This is a genomic window from Aureibaculum algae, assembly GCF_006065315.1.
GTDB classification, from domain to species: Bacteria; Bacteroidota; Bacteroidia; order Flavobacteriales; family Flavobacteriaceae; genus Aureibaculum; species Aureibaculum algae.
In genome coordinates this window covers 1,294,403-1,312,751 of sequence record NZ_CP040749.1, presented here as the reverse complement: position 1 = coordinate 1,312,751, position 18,349 = coordinate 1,294,403, and the positions used below count along the sequence as shown (strand labels likewise).

Here is an 18,349-nt window from a genome sequence, read left to right as displayed (position 1 = left end):
AATAAGTATGAATACAATATTACTTTGGACGTTGGTAATCTAATCTTTTTTTTAATTGAGGTATTGCATAGCCGTCTAAACCGTTTATGGCTGCCACTTTTCCTGAAGTAAGGTTTATAAAACCATCATTTTGCAACATATCATCTTGTATATGTAAATCGATTATTTCACCTATTACTAAAATAACACCATTGCTCTTTATTTCATATTCTTCAACAAACTTCATGGCCAATTTTACAGGAGCACCTGTAACAAAAGGAGCTGTAAAAGCATTTAGGTACTCTGGTTTTAAATCAGTCTTTTCAAACTCTGAGATGAGCTTATCATATTTAGCGGAAGTATGGTGAGCATCTTCTATAACCTCTTCATTAATGTGATTGATGGTATACACTCCCGTCGCCTTAATATTTTCATAGGTATTTCTAGCAACAGTTGTTGGTCTAAAAAACACACCTAACAATGGCGGATGAGACCCCATGTGGGTTACCGAACTAAACACAGCTAGGTTTTCAAAATTATCTGCCGATTTTGAACCAATTAAATTAGCCGATTTATAACCGGTACAACTATTTATTAGATTAATTCTATACAGATGATGCAAATTATCAAGATCGGCTTTACTAAAATAGGCCATTACAACTTCTTAAAATTATTTATTTTCACTCCTTGTGATTTTAAATCAAACATTAAATTATACAAACCAAAAAAAGTTCTGTTTATATAAATAAAATGCTTAGACCCTCTATTTCCATTCATTTTTCTCAATTCGGTACTCTTAGAATAACGTTCGCCCAATTGTCCTATTTTTTCGAAAAATTCAGGATTTGAAAAATCAAAAACTTCTTGATGTAGTGGCTGCGTAAATAAGCTCAACATTTCATGAAACATTTTCGTAAAAAATTCAATCTCCTCTTTAGAATCATCTTCTCTTAAGATTTCTAATTCATATAGCTTATCCTTAAAAATGGCAGGATTATTAATATTATCTTCTTCTGCTAGTTCAAAATAAGGAATATAAAATTCTTCTGGAATTTCTTTTATACATCCAAAATCAATAACAATTAGCTTACCTTCTTTATTAATTAAAAAGTTACCAGGATGTGGATCTGCATGTACTTTTTTCAATTTATGAATTTGGAACATGTAAAAATCCCACAGAGCTTGGCCTAACTGATTAGCCATTTCTTGATTGTCATTATGAGCTACAAATTCAGACAAATGTTCTCCGTGCATCCAATCCATGGTAATAATTCTCTCCGAAGAAAACTCTTTATAATATCTAGGAAAAAGTAAATTAGGAATGTGCTTAGCGGCATTTACCATAGCTATACTTTGTTTCACCTCTAAAATATAATCGGTTTCTTCAATCAACTTATCTTCTACTTCCTTAAAATATTTACCAGAATCTTTACCTTTTATATTAAACATGCTCATAGCGATAGGTTTAACCATAGCTAAATCTGAACTAATACTCTGAGCAACTCCGGGATATTGTATTTTTACCGCCAACTCTTTATTATCTTTTTCTGCTTTATGTACTTGACCAATACTTGCCGCATTAACTGAAGTCGAATTAAAAACATCAAAGATTTCATTAGGATGTTTACCAAAATACTGCTTAAATGTTTTGATGACTAAGGGGGGTGATAAGGGCGGTACAGAAAATTGAGCTAGCGAAAATTTTTCAACATAAGCATTGGGTAAAATATTCTTTTCCATACTCAACATTTGAGCCACCTTTAAGGCACTACCTTTTAACTGTTTTAGTCCATCATATATATCGTTCGCATTATTTTCATTTAATCTTTCTTTTGCTTCTACTTCTGAATTCATAATTTTATCTCCATAATACTTCAGGTAGTTAACACCAACCTTAGCTCCAGTTTTTACTAGTTTTGAGGCACGTTGTATTTTTGAAGTTGGAATACTGTCGATCGTTTTCATCTGTTAACTTTAAGTTTTAATTAAATCACTGAGAGCATTATTTACCATAATTGATTTTAAACAATTACAGTTTCATCTTTTCTTTGTACAAAAATTTACCTAAATCAATAATACTTTTGATTGGCTGTGTATCTATTAAATCAAAACTTGTATTAACCGCTTTTTCTATAAACACATCTGTTTTTTCGAAGTTTTTAGAAGTGTCATCCATCCAAAACTTTATAGTAACTATTAATTGTAACCAAGCCGATTCTTTCAACGTCTTTTGCTGAAATTTCACCAACCTAGCTTCTTTCATATCCACCATTTCGATTTCCAAACTATCAATGTAATCTGTAAATGCTTTTTTTAATTCTGAAAGTTTAGTAATACTTTTCAATTTATTTCCATCAACTTTCAATGCTTGTAAAACATAACTTCGATTTGCCGTAAGGTTTTCGAAGAATGTGAAATAAAAACTCAATAGCTTATCTCTAGACTCATATGAGGCATACTCTTCGCTTTTATGTAATGCAATAATCGTATTCTCAAAAAACGTTTTAAAAACACTTTTTTCTAAAGCTTCAAAGGTACCGTAGAAATTGTAAAAAAGAGCTTCATCAAAATTGTTATGTTTTGCAAAAGCATAAACGGTCTTTGGTTGTTCGTTATGCTCTAATACATAGTCCATATAAAAAGACATCAGATCATTTGCGGTAATATTTTTCTTTTTTGCCATGACTTTTAATTTAGAATGTAAAGATACTAATTGTTTAACTTTAATAACAATTAATTAAACAAAATATTTTGTTAAATAAAAAAAGTGCTCAATTAAGGCACTTTTTTTTATGTATACTTTCAAAGTGATTATTCGTTAATCCCTTCCATTTCAAGAATAAATCCATAATCTCTTGCGGTGTCTTTTAACGCATTAAATCGCCCTGAAGCTCCTCCATGACCAGATTCCATATCGGTATGCATCACTAATAAATTATCATCTGTTTTATTGGCTCTTAATTTAGCCAACCATTTTGCAGGTTCGTAATACTGAACTTGACTATCATGTAAACCGGTAGTGATTAACATATTTGGATATGCTTTTTTCTCAACATTATCGTAAGGCGAATAAGACAACATATAATCGTAATATTCTTTTTCATTCGGGTTTCCCCATTCGTCATACTCAAATGTAGTAAGTGGGATAGTTTCATCTAACATGGTAGTAACAACATCCACAAAAGGCACTGCTGCAACTATTCCATTGTATAATTCTGGATTCATATTAATAATACCGCCCATTAACAATCCTCCTGCTGATCCCCCCATGGCATATAAATGATCTGCTGACGTATAATTCTCTTCAATCAAATATTTAGAGCAATCTATAAAATCAGTAAACGTATTCATCTTATTAAATAGTTTACCATCTTCATACCATTGTCTTCCTAAATATTGGCTTCCACGAATGTGAGCCAATGCAAAAACAAATCCTCTATCTAGTAAACTTAAACGTGTAGTACTAAACCCATCTGGAATCGTTGCTCCATAAGAACCATAAGCATACAAAAGTAACGGTGTATCTTTATTAAGCTCGGTATCTTTTCTATACACCATTGAAACGGCTACTTTCTTACCATCTCTGGCGGTAACCCAAACTCTTTTGCTTGTATAATTATTCTTATCAAACTTACCACCCAATACCTCTTGTTCTTTCTTAATCTCTTTTGACTTATCTTTCATGTTATAATCTATAACAGAAGCCGGAGTTGTAAAAGAATTATAACTATAACGGAGTGTATCTGTATCAAATTCTGGATTACTACTGACATTTACTGAATACGTTTCTTCGTTAAAAGGTAAATATTCATCAGCTGTTCCATCCCATCGTTTGATACGAATCTTATTCAATCCATTAGAACGCTCTTCCAAAACTAGATAATCTTTAAAAATTGAAATGTCTTCTAACAAAACATCGTCTCTATGCGGAATAACATCTACCCAATTATCAGAACTTGTCTCGTCAATTGGCGTTTTCATCAGTTTAAAATTAGTTGCCTTGTCTTTATTCGTATAGATGTAAAAATAATTTTGATAATGAGAAATATGATATTCCAACCCTTTTACTCTTGGCTGTACCATTTTGAATTTATCATTAGGCTTATCTGCAGACAAAACCTGATATTCAGTGGTTAATGTACTACTTGACCCAATAGCTATAAATTGATTTGATTTGCTTTTAAAAACATAAGTACTGTATGTATCATCAGCTTCAAAAAATATTTCAATATCAGTTGATGCATCTGTACCTAATACATGCTTAAAAATTCGTTCTGCTCTTAAAGTAGTTGGGTTTTTCTTCGTATAAAAAACAGTTTTATTATCGTTGGCCCAAACTGAAGAGCCAGATGTACTTTCTATTTTTTCAGGATAAATTTCACCAGTCTCTAAATTTTTAAACTGTAAAACATATTGACGACGACTAATAGTGTCAACAGCAAAAGCTGCTAATTTATTATTTGGACTCACATTTAATCCGCCCAAACTATAATATTCATGACCTTCTGCAAGTTTATTAACATCAAACAACAACTCTTCTTCAGCATCTAATGTTGCCTTTTTACGAGCATATATTGGGTATTGACCATCTTTAATATAACGGGTAATGTAGAAATAACCATTATCTTTATAAGGTACTGATTCGTCATCCTCTTTAATTCTAGATTTCATCTCTTGAAATAAATCTTCTGTAAATTTCTCAGTATGACCCATTTTTTTATCAAAATAGTCATTTTCAGCATTTAGATAATCTAAAACCTTCTGCGTATGCTCATCAGGAGTTTTTGAATTTTTCTGCTCATCAGATAATCGCATCCAATAATAATTATCAATTCTGGTATCACCATGGGTCTCCATTTCTTTCGGAACAACATCTGCAATAGGTGGTTTTATATCTTCTGTTTGCATCTTATCTTTTTTGCATGAGGTGGCAAAAGTAAGTGAAAGTATCGTTAAAAGAAAGGCTATTTTTTTCATTTTATGTCTTTTATTATTTTAGTCTAAATTAGTAAATTTGCAATTAATAACTTAAACAAAGAATATGTTTGGAGATTTACAAGGAATGATGGGTAAACTAAAAGAAACCCAACAAAAAATTGAGGAAACTAAAAAGCGATTAGATACTGTTTTTGTTGAAGGCTCAGCGAATCAAGGAAAAATTAAAATAACAGTGTCTGCCAATAGAGTGGTAAAAAATATTGCTATTGATAGTGGTCTGTTAGAGGATAAAGAAGAATTGGAAGATTATTTGATCATTGCCATGAATGATGCCCTTAAAAAAGCGAATACTATTAATGATGCAGAATTAGCTGCCGCTGCAAAGGACGGGATGCCTAATATTCCTGGTTTAGACATGTTCAAATAGACCATAATTAGTAAATTGAATATGGTCAATATTATTTTAGTTTCATTTTAAGTACATGATTATATTGTAAACGAAGCAGTAAATGCAACGTTTCAAATTGGAATCTACTAAATTATTTAGATTTGATTTTTAAGCATAGGCTCTCCAAGTTATATTGTTTTTTATTTTTAATTCGGATAAATTTGTCCGAATTAAAAATCTACCGTACATTTGCTTCAAATAAAATAACAATATGTTTTCTAAAGCCTGTGAATACGGAATTAAAGCCTCAACTTACATTGCCTTACAATCGTTGCAAGACAAGCGTGTGAGCCTTAAAGAAATTGCAGAAGAGATCAATTCTCCGGTTGCCTTTACTGCTAAAATACTGCATCAATTGGCGAAAAACGATATATTAGATTCCGTTAAAGGTCCCGCCGGTGGATTTCAAATTGAAAAAGAAAATGTTGAGAAATTGAAATTAAGTCATGTTGTTTTTGCAATTGACGGAGATTCTATCTATTCGGGTTGTGGTTTAGGTTTAGAAAAATGCAATGAACAGCAACCCTGCCCTTTACACGACAAATTTGTAATCATACGCAACGAACTTAAACAAATGCTAGAAGAAACGAGTCTGCTTGACTTAACTTCAGGTTTAGATTTAGGCATTACATTTTTAAAACGATAAAAAAAATTATAACTAATTAAGATAAAAAGGTAATAATATCATATTAAACAATAATTATGAATAAAACAATAGAAAAAACAATTGGTCAAATAGTAGCAGAAGATTATAGAATTGCACAAGTATTCAAAAATCATGGTATTGACTTTTGTTGTAAAGGAGATAGAAGTGTTGAAGAGGTTGCACAAAAAAATAATGTAGATGCTTCCCTACTCTATAAAGAAATAGAAGCAATTCAAAATCTAAATACAAATGAAAGTATCGATTTTAAATCATGGTCTTTAGACTTATTGGCTGATTATATTGAGAAAAAACATCACCGTTATGTAGAAGAAAAAATACCTGTTTTAAAACAGTACTTACACAAATTATGTAAAGTACATGGCAGTCGTCATCCCGAGTTGTTTGAAATTACTGAACATTTTAATGCATCAGCTGGTGAGCTAACTGCACATATGAAAAAGGAGGAGTTGATTCTTTTCCCTATCATTCGGAAAATGATAGACGTAAACCTTAAAGGTACAGAAATGTCTAAACCTCATTTCGGAACCGTCGAAAACCCAATAGAAGTGATGATGAACGAACATGAAAATGAAGGAGACCGATTTAGAGAAATTGATCGTTTAAGCAATAGCTATACCCCACCTGCTGATGCTTGTAATACCTATCAGGTAACATTTTCCTTATTAAAAGAATTTGAAGATGACTTACATCAACATATCCATCTTGAAAATAACATACTTTTCCCAAAAGCAATTGTATTAGAAAAAGAAATAGCCTTTCAAAACTAACTAAACTCTAGTTGTATAAGACAGTGTAATAACACTATTAAAATGGAAGAATCGAGATGTCTGAGTTCATTCGTCTCGATTCTTTATCTTAAATATTAAAAATGGATACAAAAAAACCATTAAGAAGAGTAAAAGAACTACAATTTTTAAGTAGAGAGCATCATCATACACTTTTATTATCATGGAAAATTAGAACAGGATTCCAAAAGGGTGTTGACATTTCAATAATTAAAAAATATGTAGATTGGTTTTACAATTATCATATTCAAAAGCATTTCAACATGGAGGAACTCCATGTCTTTCCAATTCTTGGCAATCAACATGAATTAGTTAAGAAAGCAAATTCTGAACATAAAAGATTAATTAAATTGTTTACCACACAAGTCGATATCGAGAAATCACTTAGTTTACTTGAAGAAGAGCTTGAGCAACATGTTCGATTTGAAGAACGCATTTTATTCAAAGAAATACAAGAAATTGCAACAGACCAACAACTAAAAATGATTGAGGCAATACATACCGAAGAAGATTTTATAGATAATACTACAAACGAATTTTGGAAATAAGTAGATTGCGAAGTAGCTATTTAGCCCGATTATTTATGACCTCAACAATATCAATATTTTTATATTTAGGTACAAGTTCTAGGTAGTCAATAGCCAATCGAGACTTTTGCCTATCGAGCCTACCCTTTAAAAAGGAACGTTGTAAAATATCTTCTATTAAAAAATCTATAGCTTTACTTTCAGGATGATATTCACTTTTCAATGATAATTTAAATAGGCTGGCAGTAGTATTATACCAAAAGGCCTTCCAACCACTTCTGTATTCTTTTATCAATTCGAAAGTAGTTAAACCTGTTTGCCTATGGATTAATTTTATAAGTATTCTGCCCTCAGTACGGGTCATTTTTTTAAGTTTATCCGTAAACTCTTCTTCCATAAATTTCTGCATCTTTTTTATATGCTTTCTACGTTTCGAGTTCGATCTTATTTTTTTCAATTGTTCATTGAGCTGAAGTAATCTTTCCGCTGCTAATTTTGCAAAAGGATACGCATTATTTACTTTTTTCCAATACCAATAGTAATAGCGTTGTTCTTTTGTTGAATCAAATTTTAATTTACTTAACACCATCACATCATCTAAAGTAAACATGATAGAGTCTCCTTCAATTAATATTTTATCATCAATTATAGTATCTCTACTTACATTTTGAGCTGATGCTAAAAAAGTAGAACTTAAAACCAATAGGATAAAAATATGTTTCATCTCAATAAAATTTAACTAACCAATTTTAAATCATTTAGTATCAGTCAGTTTTAAATAAATACCCATCAAAGGCATTCATTGTAAAAATAGCAATAAAATCCTTGCAAAATTACTAGTTTCAAACGATAGGATTTAAAATATAAACGTTAATTTTGAGATAAATTATTTAAAAAGTATAAACAAAATAAAGATTATGGCGAAAAAGAGTATCCTCACAAAAAACTCAATGACTTTTTTAGAAAAGTATTTAAATAATGCAGCTCCAACAGGTTATGAATGGGATGGACAAAAAATATGGATGGAATATTTAAAGCCTTATGTTGATGAATTTATTACTGATACTTATGGTACGGCTGTTGGTGTTATCAATCCAAAAGCAAAATATAAAGTAGTTATTGAAGGACATGCCGATGAAATTTCTTGGTATGTAAATTACATCTCAGACAATGGTTTAATATATGTTGTAAGAAATGGTGGATCTGACCATCAGATTGCTCCGAGTAAAATTGTAAACATTCATACAAAAAAAGGAATCGTAAAAGGTGTTTTTGGATGGCCTGCAATTCATACACGGAGCAAGGCTAAAGAAGAAGCTCCTAAACCTAGTAATATTTTTATTGATTGTGGTTGTAAAACCAAAGAAGAAGTTGAAAAGCTAGGCGTACATATTGGTTGTGTAATAACGTATCCTGATCAATTTCACATTCTAAACAAAGACAATTTCGTTTGTAGAGCTTTAGACAACAGAATGGGTGGGTTTATGATTGCTGAAGTTGCAAGATTATTAAAAGAAAATAAAAAGGAATTACCTTTTGGTTTGTACATTGTAAACTCTGTTCAAGAAGAAATTGGCTTACGTGGTGCTCAAATGATTGCAGAAAGAATTCAACCGAATGCCGCAATTGTAACGGACGTTACACATGATACTACAACACCTATGATTGAGCAAAAGGTACAAGGTCATTGTGAAACTGGTAAAGGGCCTGTTATTGCTTACGCACCTGCGGTACAACAAAAATTACGTGATTTAATTACAGAAACGGCTGAAAATAACAAGATACCTTTTCAACGTGCTGCCCTTTCTCGTGCTACAGGAACAGATACCGATGCTTTTGCATATAGCAATAGTGGTGTAGCTAGTGCTCTTATTTCACTGCCATTACGTTACATGCATACCACTGTTGAAATGGTTCATAGAGATGATGTTGAAAATGTAATCAAATTAATATACGAATCGTTATTGCAAATAAAAGATGGGGAAACCTTCAGTTATTTTGACTAGATAAATCGCGTATTTAATTAACATATAACAAAGGCTACATCATACTATTTTGATGTAGCCTTTATAGATAAAACAAATAAGTAAATGAAAAATTCCATTGCAGAAAGAGTTTTCGATTTTATAAAAGTATTTCCACCATTTAGTTTACTGAGTAATGAAAAGTTAAAAATTATTTCGGAAGAAGTTAAAATCATTTACCTAGAAAAAGGGAAAACTGTTTTTAAGGAAAATGATACGTATCACGACTGTTTTTATATTGTGAGAAATGGTGCTGTTGGTTTATTTAGAACCAAACAAAACCAAAAAGAAATGATTGACATTTGCGATGGAGGAGATATTTTTGGATTAAGAGCTCTTTTAGCTCAAGAAAACTACACCCTTGAAGCTTCCGCCAATGAAGAAGCAATTATTTATGGAATTCCAATTGATGTTTTTCAAAGTGCATCTGAAAACAGTAAAAAAATAAATAAGTATTTAATTACAACATTTGCTTCAAACGCTTTTGCCCCTTATACAAGAGAGCAAAGTGATGAGATTTTCGACGATTATATACCCAAAGACAATTATGATATCGAAAACTTACAAGCGGCTAAATACACAAAAAAAATAATTTCATGCTCTCCTGAAACCTCAGTAAAAAATGCTGCACTGAAAATGAGCAAACATGGAATTGGATGTATTGTGATTGCAAATAAAGAAAATTTTCCAATAGGAATAATTACAAATAGTGATTTAAAAAATAACATAGCAACTGGAAAATTCCCCATTGACATTCCTGTTAAAGACATTATGTCAAGTCCAGTAAAATCATGTAAAAAAAATATTACGGTTACCGAAGCTCAACTTCAATTTATAAAGTTTAATATAGAACACTTGTGTGTAACCAAAGACGGCACCAATCATTCTCCATTAATAGGTATTTTAACACATCATGATATCGTATTATCTATTGGTAATAATCCGTCAGTACTTTTAAAAGAAATAAAAAGGGCAAAAAGAACTAAAAACTTAAGAAGTGTTAGAGCAAAAGCTCATAAGTTATTGCAGTCTTATTTAGATCAAAACATACCATTACGACATATTGTAAAAATAATTTCTGAAATAAATGATGCAATTACATATCGTGTCATAGAAAATGCTATCAACAAAATGCACAGTGCTCCACCCGTTGCATTTGCATGGATGGCATTGGGTAGTCAAGGAAGAAAGGAACAATTGTTATACTCAGATCAGGATAGTGCTTTAATTTTTGACGATGTACCAGAAAACCTTTCTGAAGAAACAAAAGCTTATTTTTTAAAATTATCGGGACATATAACCAAAGCATTGCATAAGATTGGTTACGAATATTGCCCTGCAGAAATGATGGCTAGCAATCCGGAATGGTGCTTATCTCGTTCGGAATGGAAAGAACAATTTAAAAGTTGGATATTACATCCTGATGAAAAAGCCATTCTATTGTCTTCCATATTTTTCGATTACAATAGAATTTATGGTGATCAATCTATGATTGATGATTTATCTAATAGCATATTCGCATCTTTAGACCAATCATCAATGTTACTATCTTTATTAGCTAAAGACATATTGTTAAGCCCACCTCCTCTTGGTTTTTTCAAACAATTGGTTTTAGAAAAAAACGGTGAGTATGAAGATTTTTTCAATGTTAAAAGAAGAGCTTTAATGCCTCTAATAGATGCCGCCCGTTTATTAATTTTAACGCATAATGTGAAAGACATCAACAACACCGCTTTACGTTATGAAAAACTCAGTGAATTAGAACCAGAAAACAAAGAACTTTATGATTCATGTTCTTACGCCTTTAAAGCCTTGTTAAAATTTAAAACTAAACAAGGGTTGGTTAATAATGATTCTGGTAAGTTCATTAATTTAGAAACATTAAGTAAAGATGAAAAATTAAAACTTAAACGTTGTTTTAAACCTATTAGAGAAATTCAAGAGTTGTTAAAGTTTCGTTTTAAGGTAATCAGCTGATTCAAATGCTTTCTATTCTTTAGAAAAAGATATTATTTTTATCATTTTAAATCGGTGCTATGCTATTTAAAAAAGTTCAGAACTGAGCAAAAAATGATTAATTTGTACTTAACTTTAAAAAGTTCCATTCTATTCAGTTAATTTGATCCAATGTTTAATAATATATTTAAAAGTAAAAAAAATTATCCTGAGTTTTTCAGAACTTATTTAGATAGTTTTAAGAAAAGTAAAAATCTACCCCTATCTGAAACTAGATTTATTGTGTTTGACACGGAAACTACAGGGTTTGATAAAAATGAGGATAGAATTCTATCTATTGGAGCTGTTTCAGTGGTAAACAATATGATAAATGTTGTTGATAATTTTGAATTGTATATCCATCAAGAGATTTTTAAATCAGAATCTGTAAAAATCCATGGTTTATTAAAAAAAGGAAACATAGAAAAAGTAACTGAAGCAGAAGCTATAGAACTTTTTATAAAATTCATAAAAAATGATGTTTTAGTAGGGCATCATGTGGGTTTCGACATAAACATGGTTGACCAAATGCTTCTAAGAAATAATTTAGGTAAACTAAAAAATGAATGTTTAGACACGGGGCTACTTTTTAAACAATCAAAACATATTGTCTATCAACAAAATTTAAAAAATTATACATTAGACGATTTGTGTGAAGAATTAAAAATTGAAAAGGTTGATCGGCATACAGCCACTGGAGATGCCTTAATTACTGCAATCGCTTTCCAAAAAATAATAGCGAGACTCGATAAAAAAAACAATTTAAAATTAAAAGATTTACTTTAGTTGTTCAATTTATTGTAATTCACATCATATAACATTTCTTAAATGAGTACTAATTATAAAGTTAACGCCAATAAAACCTTTGAGTTTGACATTACAAAAGCAGCGGTATTATCACTAGACGCTATTGAAGTTGCTGAAGGTAAATACCATTTATTGCAAAACCACCAACCCTATCATATAGAAATTTTAAAATCTGATTTCAACAAGAAAAAGTATATCATAAAAGTAAATAATAACACGTTTGAATTAGATATTAATGATGATTTAGACAAGCTAATCAACGAAATGGGCTTTGCAACCAGCTCAAAAAAAACTGTAGATTCTATTAAGGCACCAATGCCTGGTTTAATTTTAGAAATAAATGTTGAAGAAGGTCAAAACGTGCAAGAGAATGATCCTTTATTAATACTGGAGGCCATGAAAATGGAAAATGTGATCACATCACCACATGATGGTATCATTAAAACAATTACCGCTATTAAAGGTGATACAGTTGAAAAAGGAAGTGTTTTAATTGAGTTTGCTCCATAAAATATCTTTAACAAAGACATAATTCAAAAGTTTGTTTTCAAATCAACAAAATCTATAAAATACACAAAGGGCGATTAAAATTTATATCAATGAAAAAAATACTAATAGCCAATAGAGGAGAAATTGCCATCAGAATAATGCGTACAGCAAAAAAAATGGGTATCAAAACGGTTGCTATTTATTCAACTGCTGATAGAAACGCACCTCATGTTAAGTTTGCTGATGAAGCCATTTGCGTTGGCGAGCCACCATCAAATGAATCATATCTTCGAGGTGACAGAATTATTGAAGTTGCCAAAACAGTTAATGTAGATGCCATCCATCCCGGTTATGGTTTTTTAAGTGAGAATGCAGACTTTTCAGCATTGTGTGAAGAAAATAATATCATTTTTATCGGTCCAAAATCTAAATCCATTAAAATGATGGGCGATAAATTAGCTGCTAAAGCCGCTGTAAAAAATTATAATATTCCGATGGTTCCAGGAATAGAAAAAGCGGTGTCTGACCTTAAAGAAGCAATTGAAATCGCCAAAAATATTGGATTCCCAATTCTAATAAAAGCATCTGCAGGTGGCGGTGGAAAAGGTATGCGAGTAGTAGAACACGAAGAAGAATTAGAATCTCAAATGCATCGTGCCATTAGCGAAGCTACCTCGGCTTTTGGAAATGGTGCCGTTTTCATTGAAAAATACATCAGTTCTCCTAAACACATAGAGATTCAAATTTTGGCAGACAGTCATGGGAATATTGTCCAGATGTTTGAACGTGAGTGCAGCATACAACGCCGTCATCAAAAAGTGATCGAAGAAGCTCCATCACCTGCTTTAACCCCTGAACTTCGCGAAAAAATGGGACAAGCAGCTATCAATGTCGCCAAAGCTTGTGATTATTTAGGTGCTGGTACGGTAGAATTTTTGTTAGATACCGATCATAATTTCTACTTTTTGGAAATGAATACCAGATTACAAGTTGAACATCCGGTAACGGAATTTATAACTGATTTAGACTTGGTAGAATTGCAAATACGTATTGCACAAGGTGAGGAATTACCTTTTAAACAAAAAGACCTTAAAATTAAGGGACATGCCATAGAATTAAGAATTTATGCAGAAGATCCTTTAACTAATTTTTTACCTAGTGTAGGTAAATTAGAAATTTACAACGAACCTGTAGGTAAAAATATTAGGGTGGATAGTGGTTTTGAGCAAGGAATGGATATCCCCATTTACTATGATCCCATGTTGGCAAAATTAATTACTTATGGTAATACTCGAGAAGAAGCCATAGATGTAATGTTAGAAGCCATTGAGAATTATCACATTGAAGGCGTTCAAACCACACTTTCTTTCGGAAAATTTGCCTGTAAAAATGAAGCTTTCCGTACTGGAAATTATGACACACATTTTGTAGAAAAATACTATGCACCTGAATCTATTCTTAAAAATTTAGAAGTGGATGCTAATATTGCTGCATTAATAGCCGTTAAAAAATATTTAGAAGATCAAAAAACATTGAGATTACCAAACTAAAGACTATGGATCCGAAAGCAAAAAAGTTAGAAGAAAAAATTGCAAAAGCTCATTTAGGTGGTGGTCAAAAACGAATTGACAAACAACATCACAAGAATAAATTAACAGCCAGAGAACGTATACACTATCTATTAGATGAAGGGTCATTTGAAGAAATGGGCTTGCTTGTAACGCATAGAACGACCGATTTCGACATGGAAAAACAGCAGTTTTTAGGTGATGGCGTAATAACTGGCTATGGTACAATTGACGGTCGATTAATTTACATTTTCGCTCAAGACTTTACAGTTTTTGGAGGTTCTTTATCTGAAACACACGCCGAAAAAATATGTAAAATAATGGATGCTGCTATAAAAGTTGGCGTGCCTTGTATTGGTTTAAATGATTCTGGTGGTGCCAGAATTCAAGAAGGAGTTCGTTCATTAGGAGGTTATGCCGATATATTTTATAGAAATGTACAAGCCTCTGGTGTCATTCCTCAAATTTCTGCTATTATGGGACCATGTGCAGGGGGAGCAGTTTATTCACCCGCAATGACAGACTTCACCTTGATGGTGGAAAACACAAGCTATATGTTTGTTACCGGACCAAACGTGGTAAAAACAGTAACTAATGAGGAAGTCACTGCTGAAGAATTAGGTGGAGCTACAACTCATTCTACAAAATCTGGTGTAACACACATTACCTCAGCTAATGATATTGACTGTCTTGATGATATTAAAAAACTACTGAGCTATCTACCTCAAAACAATACGAAAATTACTAAAAGCTTACCTTTTACTTTACAAGATGAAACTAGAGAAATACTAGAAAAAATAGTGCCTGATAACGCGAACAAACCCTATGACATGCACCATGTTATTTCAGGTATAATAGATGATGACTCCTTTTATGAAATTCATAAAGATTATGCAGAAAACATCATCGTTGGCTTTGCTCGTTTAGGCGGAAGAAGTATTGGTATTATTGCAAATCAACCTTTATTTTTAGCAGGTGTATTAGATGTAAATAGTTCTAAAAAAGCAGCAAGATTCACTCGTTTTTGCGATTGTTTTAACATTCCTTTATTGGTACTCGTAGACGTTCCTGGTTTTTTACCAGGTACAGACCAAGAATGGAATGGTATTATTACCAATGGTGCAAAATTATTATATGCATTAAGTGAAGCTACTGTACCTAGAATTACTTTAATTACAAGAAAAGCTTATGGAGGAGCTTACGATGTGATGAATTCGAAACACATTGGTGCAGATATGAATTTTGCCTGGCCAAGTGCTGAAATTGCAGTTATGGGAGCTAAAGGTGCTAGTGAAATTATTTTTAAGAGAGAAATTCAAGCGGCAGAAAACCCAGCAGAAAAATTAGCTGAGAAAGAATCTGAATATGCTGAAAAATTTGCCAATCCGTACCGAGCTGCTGAACGCGGTTTTATAGATGAAGTGATTCAACCTAAAACAACGCGTAGAAAATTACTTAAAGCATTTAGTATGCTTGAAGATAAAGAAGTTATTAAACCAAACAGAAAGCATGGAAATATTCCGTTGTAAATTAGTTTAAGGAGATCTGAAATGACTCTGATATATTCTTTTGTCATTTCACATGATGCTCCATAAAAGTTATTTTATGAATTGAAACATTATGCATCGTATCGAGAACCTTTGGAACATGAAAGGGTTCTCGATACACCACGCCCAAAAGCGTGGCACTCGAACTGACATAGATCTTCAGATCAAACACTACCCTTCCAGCACTTCATGCAAATTTTCCCAATCTTGCATTAAGGTATTTATTTTATCTTTTTTAGCTTGATATTTTTTAAAGAAATCAGGTTGACCAGTAACTTTTTCATATTGAGCTTCGTCGGCTAATTTTTTATCTATTTGAGCCACTTCTCTTTCTAAATCTGCAATTTCAGTTTCGATTTTAGATAGTTTATTTAAAGTTCTTTTTACTTCTTTCTCTTTTTCATAATCATCTTTTGATTCATTGGCTGAAGTTTTAGCCACTTTTGCAACCTTAGTTCTCTTTTCAACTTCACGTAAATTCTCTAGATTGTGTTCCTCTAAATAATAATCAATATCACCTAGGTACTCTCTAATTTTACTGTCTTTAAACTCAAAAACTGTTTTGGTTAGCCCCTGCAAGAAATCTCTATCGTGAGATACAATTATTAAGGTACCTTCAAAATTATGAAGTGCTTGTTTCAATACATTTTTTGAAGCAATATCTAAGTGATTGGTAGGCTCATCCATTACCAATACATTAAATGGAGAAAGTAACATTTTACATAAAGCTAAACGATTACGCTCACCACCCGAAAGTACTTTTACTTTCTTTTCTACATCATCACCTCCAAACAAAAAGCCTCCTAACATATCTCTTACTTTCACACGATTACCATCATTAGAAGCATCTTCCATGGTTTGCAACACTGTTTTTTCACCATCAAGATATTCTGCTTGGTTTTGAGCAAAATAGCCTATCTGTACATTATGCCCTAATTTTAAATCACCTTCATAAGGAATTTCACCAACAATCATTTTAGCCAAAGTAGATTTTCCTTGACCGTTTTGACCAACATAAGCGATCTTACTATTCCGTTCTATTAATAAATTAACATTGTTCAATACTTGGTTATCCCCATAGTTCTTCGCTACATTTTTAGCTTCAACAACTATCTTTCCTGGCTGAACAGACATCGGAAAACGTACTTTCATTACCGAATTATCATCAGCATCAACCTCAATGCGTTCAACTTTATTTAGTTTTTTAATTAAAGATTGAGCCATAGTCGCTTTACTGGCTTTTGCTCTAAATTTTTCAATCAGTTGTTCTGTACGTTGTATTTCTTTTTCTTGATTCTTTTGTGTCTGTAATTGCTTTTCTTTTAGCTCTTTACGCTGCACCAAATATTTAGAATACGGATATTTATAATCGTAAATTTTACCCATTGAAATTTCAATGGTACGATTGGTTACATTGTCCAAAAACATCTTATCATGCGATACTAACATAATAGCACCTGCATAACTGCTTAAAAACTCTTCTAACCAAATAATAGATTCAATATCTAAGTGATTGGTAGGCTCATCCAATAATAAGATATCATTATTTTGTAATAATAACTTCGCCAACTCTATCCGCATACGCCATCCACCAGAAAAAGTATCGGTTAACTTATTAAAATCTTCACGTTTAAAACCTAGACCTTGTAAAATTTTCTCAGTTTCTCCTTGATAATTATATCCTCCAATCAATTCAAAACGATGCGTTAAATCACTTAAATCGACCATTATTTGATGATAACCCTCACTTTCATAATCGGTTCTTTCTACCAAAGCTACATTTACTTCTTCAAGCTTTTTTTCAACTTCTTTAATTTCAGTAAATGCCTGATATGCCTCTTCTAAGACTGATCTACCTTGTACAAAGTCAATATCCTGCTTTAGAAAACCAATCCGTAGATTCTTTTCCAACGCCAATGTGCCTTTATCAAATTCTTGTTCTTTCGAAATAATTTTCAACAGCGTAGATTTCCCTGCTCCGTTTTTACCAACTAGTCCTACTCTATCTCCACCAACTAACTTAAAAGTTATACCTGAAAACAAATCTTCTCCTGCAAAGGAAACAGTAATATTATGTGCGTTAAGCATCTTTTGTTACAATTATGAATTTATATTATTTTACATTTGCAAAAGTATCATTTATTTTCACAATACATATGTTTAAAAAAGGAACAAAAATTTATAGCATTTTTAATAATAAATGTCCCAAATGTAATGAAGGTGCATTTTTTGAAGATAATAACCCTTTACATTTAAAAAAGGTACTAAAAATGAATGAGCATTGCCCAAATTGTAATTTTAAATACGAGATTGAGCCCTCTTTTTTCTTTGGTGCGATGTATGTGTCTTATGGACTAACAGTAGGGTGTGCCATTGTTACTTTTATAATACTCTATCTTACGGGTCTAGATTTAATGACTATTTTTATAACAATTTTCGTACTACTCGTACTTTTCACGCCTTTTACCTTACGATTCGCAAGATTAATTTATGCTAATATTTTTATCCATTATGATAAAAATTATAAAACAATAAAAAAGCCTAAGTAAATGAATACTTAGACTTTTAAAGGCTG

17 protein-coding genes are annotated in these 18,349 nt (G+C 31.7%); 11 read left to right on the top strand and 6 right to left on the bottom strand.

Features of this window, described 5'->3' with window-relative positions; genetic code table 11:
• Positions 1–19: 19 nt before the first annotated feature.
• The 4 genes from FF125_RS05205 to FF125_RS05190 form a co-directional block, all read right to left on the bottom strand.
• Positions 20–634 carry a flavin reductase family protein gene (locus tag FF125_RS05205; protein WP_138948785.1) on the bottom strand — a complete coding sequence of 205 codons (615 nt, stop codon included), beginning with the start codon at positions 632–634 and terminating at the stop codon, positions 20–22.
• Positions 634–1,944: an ABC1 kinase family protein gene (locus FF125_RS05200; protein WP_138948784.1), complete on the bottom strand. Its 1,311-nt coding sequence runs from the start codon at positions 1,942–1,944 to the stop codon at positions 634–636. Before FF125_RS05200 ends, FF125_RS05205 begins: the two co-directional genes overlap by 1 nt.
• A gap of 64 nt (positions 1,945–2,008) precedes the next feature.
• Positions 2,009–2,662, bottom strand: coding sequence for a TetR family transcriptional regulator C-terminal domain-containing protein (locus FF125_RS05195; protein WP_138948783.1), 654 nt, complete (start codon positions 2,660–2,662; stop codon positions 2,009–2,011).
• Between the two features lie 128 nt (positions 2,663–2,790).
• Complete coding sequence (locus FF125_RS05190) at positions 2,791–4,956, bottom strand: S9 family peptidase (protein ID WP_250629685.1); 2,166 nt, start codon at positions 4,954–4,956, stop codon at positions 2,791–2,793.
• Positions 4,957–5,020: 64 nt separating this feature from the next.
• Between FF125_RS05190 and FF125_RS05185 the strand changes: the two genes are divergently transcribed.
• The 4 genes from FF125_RS05185 (at position 5,021) to FF125_RS05170 (ending at position 7,365) form a co-directional block, all read left to right on the top strand.
• The gene (locus FF125_RS05185; protein WP_138948782.1) at positions 5,021–5,344 is read left to right on the top strand and encodes a YbaB/EbfC family nucleoid-associated protein; all 324 of its coding nucleotides are present in this window, start codon (positions 5,021–5,023) and stop codon (positions 5,342–5,344) included.
• Positions 5,345–5,576: 232 nt separating this feature from the next.
• The gene (locus FF125_RS05180; RefSeq protein ID WP_138948781.1) at positions 5,577–6,011 is read left to right on the top strand and encodes an RrF2 family transcriptional regulator; all 435 of its coding nucleotides are present in this window, start codon (positions 5,577–5,579) and stop codon (positions 6,009–6,011) included.
• A gap of 56 nt (positions 6,012–6,067) precedes the next feature.
• A complete protein-coding gene (gene ric, locus FF125_RS05175) occupies positions 6,068–6,799 on the top strand; it encodes an iron-sulfur cluster repair di-iron protein (RefSeq protein ID WP_138948780.1) in 732 nt (243 codons plus the stop codon).
• 101 nt (positions 6,800–6,900) lie between these two features.
• Positions 6,901–7,365, top strand: a complete 465-nt coding sequence (locus FF125_RS05170; RefSeq protein WP_138948779.1) for a hemerythrin domain-containing protein — start codon at positions 6,901–6,903, stop codon at positions 7,363–7,365.
• Between the two features lie 16 nt (positions 7,366–7,381).
• Here the strand turns inward: FF125_RS05170 and FF125_RS05165 are convergent, their stop codons facing one another.
• Positions 7,382–8,068, bottom strand: a complete 687-nt coding sequence (locus FF125_RS05165; RefSeq protein WP_138948778.1) for a DUF4294 domain-containing protein — start codon at positions 8,066–8,068, stop codon at positions 7,382–7,384.
• A 193-nt stretch (positions 8,069–8,261) separates the two neighbouring features.
• Here FF125_RS05165 and FF125_RS05160 point away from each other — a divergent pair, with 193 nt between their 5' ends.
• The 6 genes from FF125_RS05160 to FF125_RS05135 all read left to right on the top strand — a co-directional run bounded on the left by FF125_RS05160 (position 8,262) and on the right by FF125_RS05135 (position 15,756).
• On the top strand, positions 8,262–9,350 hold the full coding sequence (locus FF125_RS05160; protein WP_138948777.1) for a M42 family metallopeptidase: 1,089 nt from the start codon (positions 8,262–8,264) through the stop codon (positions 9,348–9,350).
• A gap of 84 nt (positions 9,351–9,434) precedes the next feature.
• Positions 9,435–11,345, top strand: a complete 1,911-nt coding sequence (locus tag FF125_RS05155; protein ID WP_138948776.1) for a DUF294 nucleotidyltransferase-like domain-containing protein — start codon at positions 9,435–9,437, stop codon at positions 11,343–11,345.
• 150 nt (positions 11,346–11,495) lie between these two features.
• Positions 11,496–12,149 (top strand): 3'-5' exonuclease, encoded by a 654-nt coding sequence (locus FF125_RS05150; protein WP_138948775.1) that lies wholly within the window; start codon positions 11,496–11,498, stop codon positions 12,147–12,149.
• A gap of 42 nt (positions 12,150–12,191) precedes the next feature.
• Positions 12,192–12,680 carry an acetyl-CoA carboxylase biotin carboxyl carrier protein subunit gene (locus tag FF125_RS05145; RefSeq protein WP_138948774.1) on the top strand — a complete coding sequence of 163 codons (489 nt, stop codon included), beginning with the start codon at positions 12,192–12,194 and terminating at the stop codon, positions 12,678–12,680.
• Between the two features lie 89 nt (positions 12,681–12,769).
• Positions 12,770–14,209, top strand: a complete 1,440-nt coding sequence (gene accC / locus FF125_RS05140) for an acetyl-CoA carboxylase biotin carboxylase subunit (protein ID WP_138948773.1) — start codon at positions 12,770–12,772, stop codon at positions 14,207–14,209.
• A gap of 5 nt (positions 14,210–14,214) precedes the next feature.
• A complete protein-coding gene (locus FF125_RS05135; RefSeq protein ID WP_138948772.1) occupies positions 14,215–15,756 on the top strand; it encodes an acyl-CoA carboxylase subunit beta in 1,542 nt (513 codons plus the stop codon).
• A gap of 189 nt (positions 15,757–15,945) precedes the next feature.
• On the opposite strand, the gene FF125_RS05130 is transcribed toward FF125_RS05135, so the two are convergent.
• A complete protein-coding gene (locus tag FF125_RS05130) occupies positions 15,946–17,862 on the bottom strand; it encodes an ABC-F family ATP-binding cassette domain-containing protein (RefSeq protein WP_138948771.1) in 1,917 nt (638 codons plus the stop codon).
• Positions 17,863–17,876: 14 nt separating this feature from the next.
• Here FF125_RS05130 and FF125_RS05125 point away from each other — a divergent pair, with 14 nt between their 5' ends.
• Positions 17,877–18,323, top strand: coding sequence for a DUF983 domain-containing protein (locus FF125_RS05125; RefSeq protein WP_317129660.1), 447 nt, complete (start codon positions 17,877–17,879; stop codon positions 18,321–18,323).
• The last annotated feature ends 26 nt before the right edge of the window (positions 18,324–18,349 follow it).

Bases quoted from the DNA above. Each gene is read 5' to 3' on its own strand.
- ric (WP_138948780.1), top strand. From the start codon at position 6,068: ATGAATAAAACAATAGAAAAAACAATTGGTCAAATAGTAGCAGAAGAT.
- FF125_RS05205 (WP_138948785.1), bottom strand. From the start codon at position 634: ATGGCCTATTTTAGTAAAGCCGATCTTGATAATTTGCATCATCTGTAT.
- FF125_RS05195 (WP_138948783.1), bottom strand. From the start codon at position 2,662: ATGGCAAAAAAGAAAAATATTACCGCAAATGATCTGATGTCTTTTTAT.
- FF125_RS05150 (WP_138948775.1), top strand. From the start codon at position 11,496: ATGTTTAATAATATATTTAAAAGTAAAAAAAATTATCCTGAGTTTTTC.
- FF125_RS05160 (WP_138948777.1), top strand. From the start codon at position 8,262: ATGGCGAAAAAGAGTATCCTCACAAAAAACTCAATGACTTTTTTAGAA.
- FF125_RS05190 (WP_250629685.1), bottom strand. From the start codon at position 4,956: ATGAAAAAAATAGCCTTTCTTTTAACGATACTTTCACTTACTTTTGCC.
- FF125_RS05200 (WP_138948784.1), bottom strand. From the start codon at position 1,944: ATGAAAACGATCGACAGTATTCCAACTTCAAAAATACAACGTGCCTCA.
- FF125_RS05135 (WP_138948772.1), top strand. From the start codon at position 14,215: ATGGATCCGAAAGCAAAAAAGTTAGAAGAAAAAATTGCAAAAGCTCAT.
- FF125_RS05130 (WP_138948771.1), bottom strand. From the start codon at position 17,862: ATGCTTAACGCACATAATATTACTGTTTCCTTTGCAGGAGAAGATTTG.
- FF125_RS05155 (WP_138948776.1), top strand. From the start codon at position 9,435: ATGAAAAATTCCATTGCAGAAAGAGTTTTCGATTTTATAAAAGTATTT.
- FF125_RS05180 (WP_138948781.1), top strand. From the start codon at position 5,577: ATGTTTTCTAAAGCCTGTGAATACGGAATTAAAGCCTCAACTTACATT.
- FF125_RS05145 (WP_138948774.1), top strand. From the start codon at position 12,192: ATGAGTACTAATTATAAAGTTAACGCCAATAAAACCTTTGAGTTTGAC.
- FF125_RS05165 (WP_138948778.1), bottom strand. From the start codon at position 8,068: ATGAAACATATTTTTATCCTATTGGTTTTAAGTTCTACTTTTTTAGCA.
- FF125_RS05185 (WP_138948782.1), top strand. From the start codon at position 5,021: ATGTTTGGAGATTTACAAGGAATGATGGGTAAACTAAAAGAAACCCAA.
- accC (WP_138948773.1), top strand. From the start codon at position 12,770: ATGAAAAAAATACTAATAGCCAATAGAGGAGAAATTGCCATCAGAATA.
- FF125_RS05170 (WP_138948779.1), top strand. From the start codon at position 6,901: ATGGATACAAAAAAACCATTAAGAAGAGTAAAAGAACTACAATTTTTA.
- FF125_RS05125 (WP_317129660.1), top strand. From the start codon at position 17,877: ATGAATTTATATTATTTTACATTTGCAAAAGTATCATTTATTTTCACA.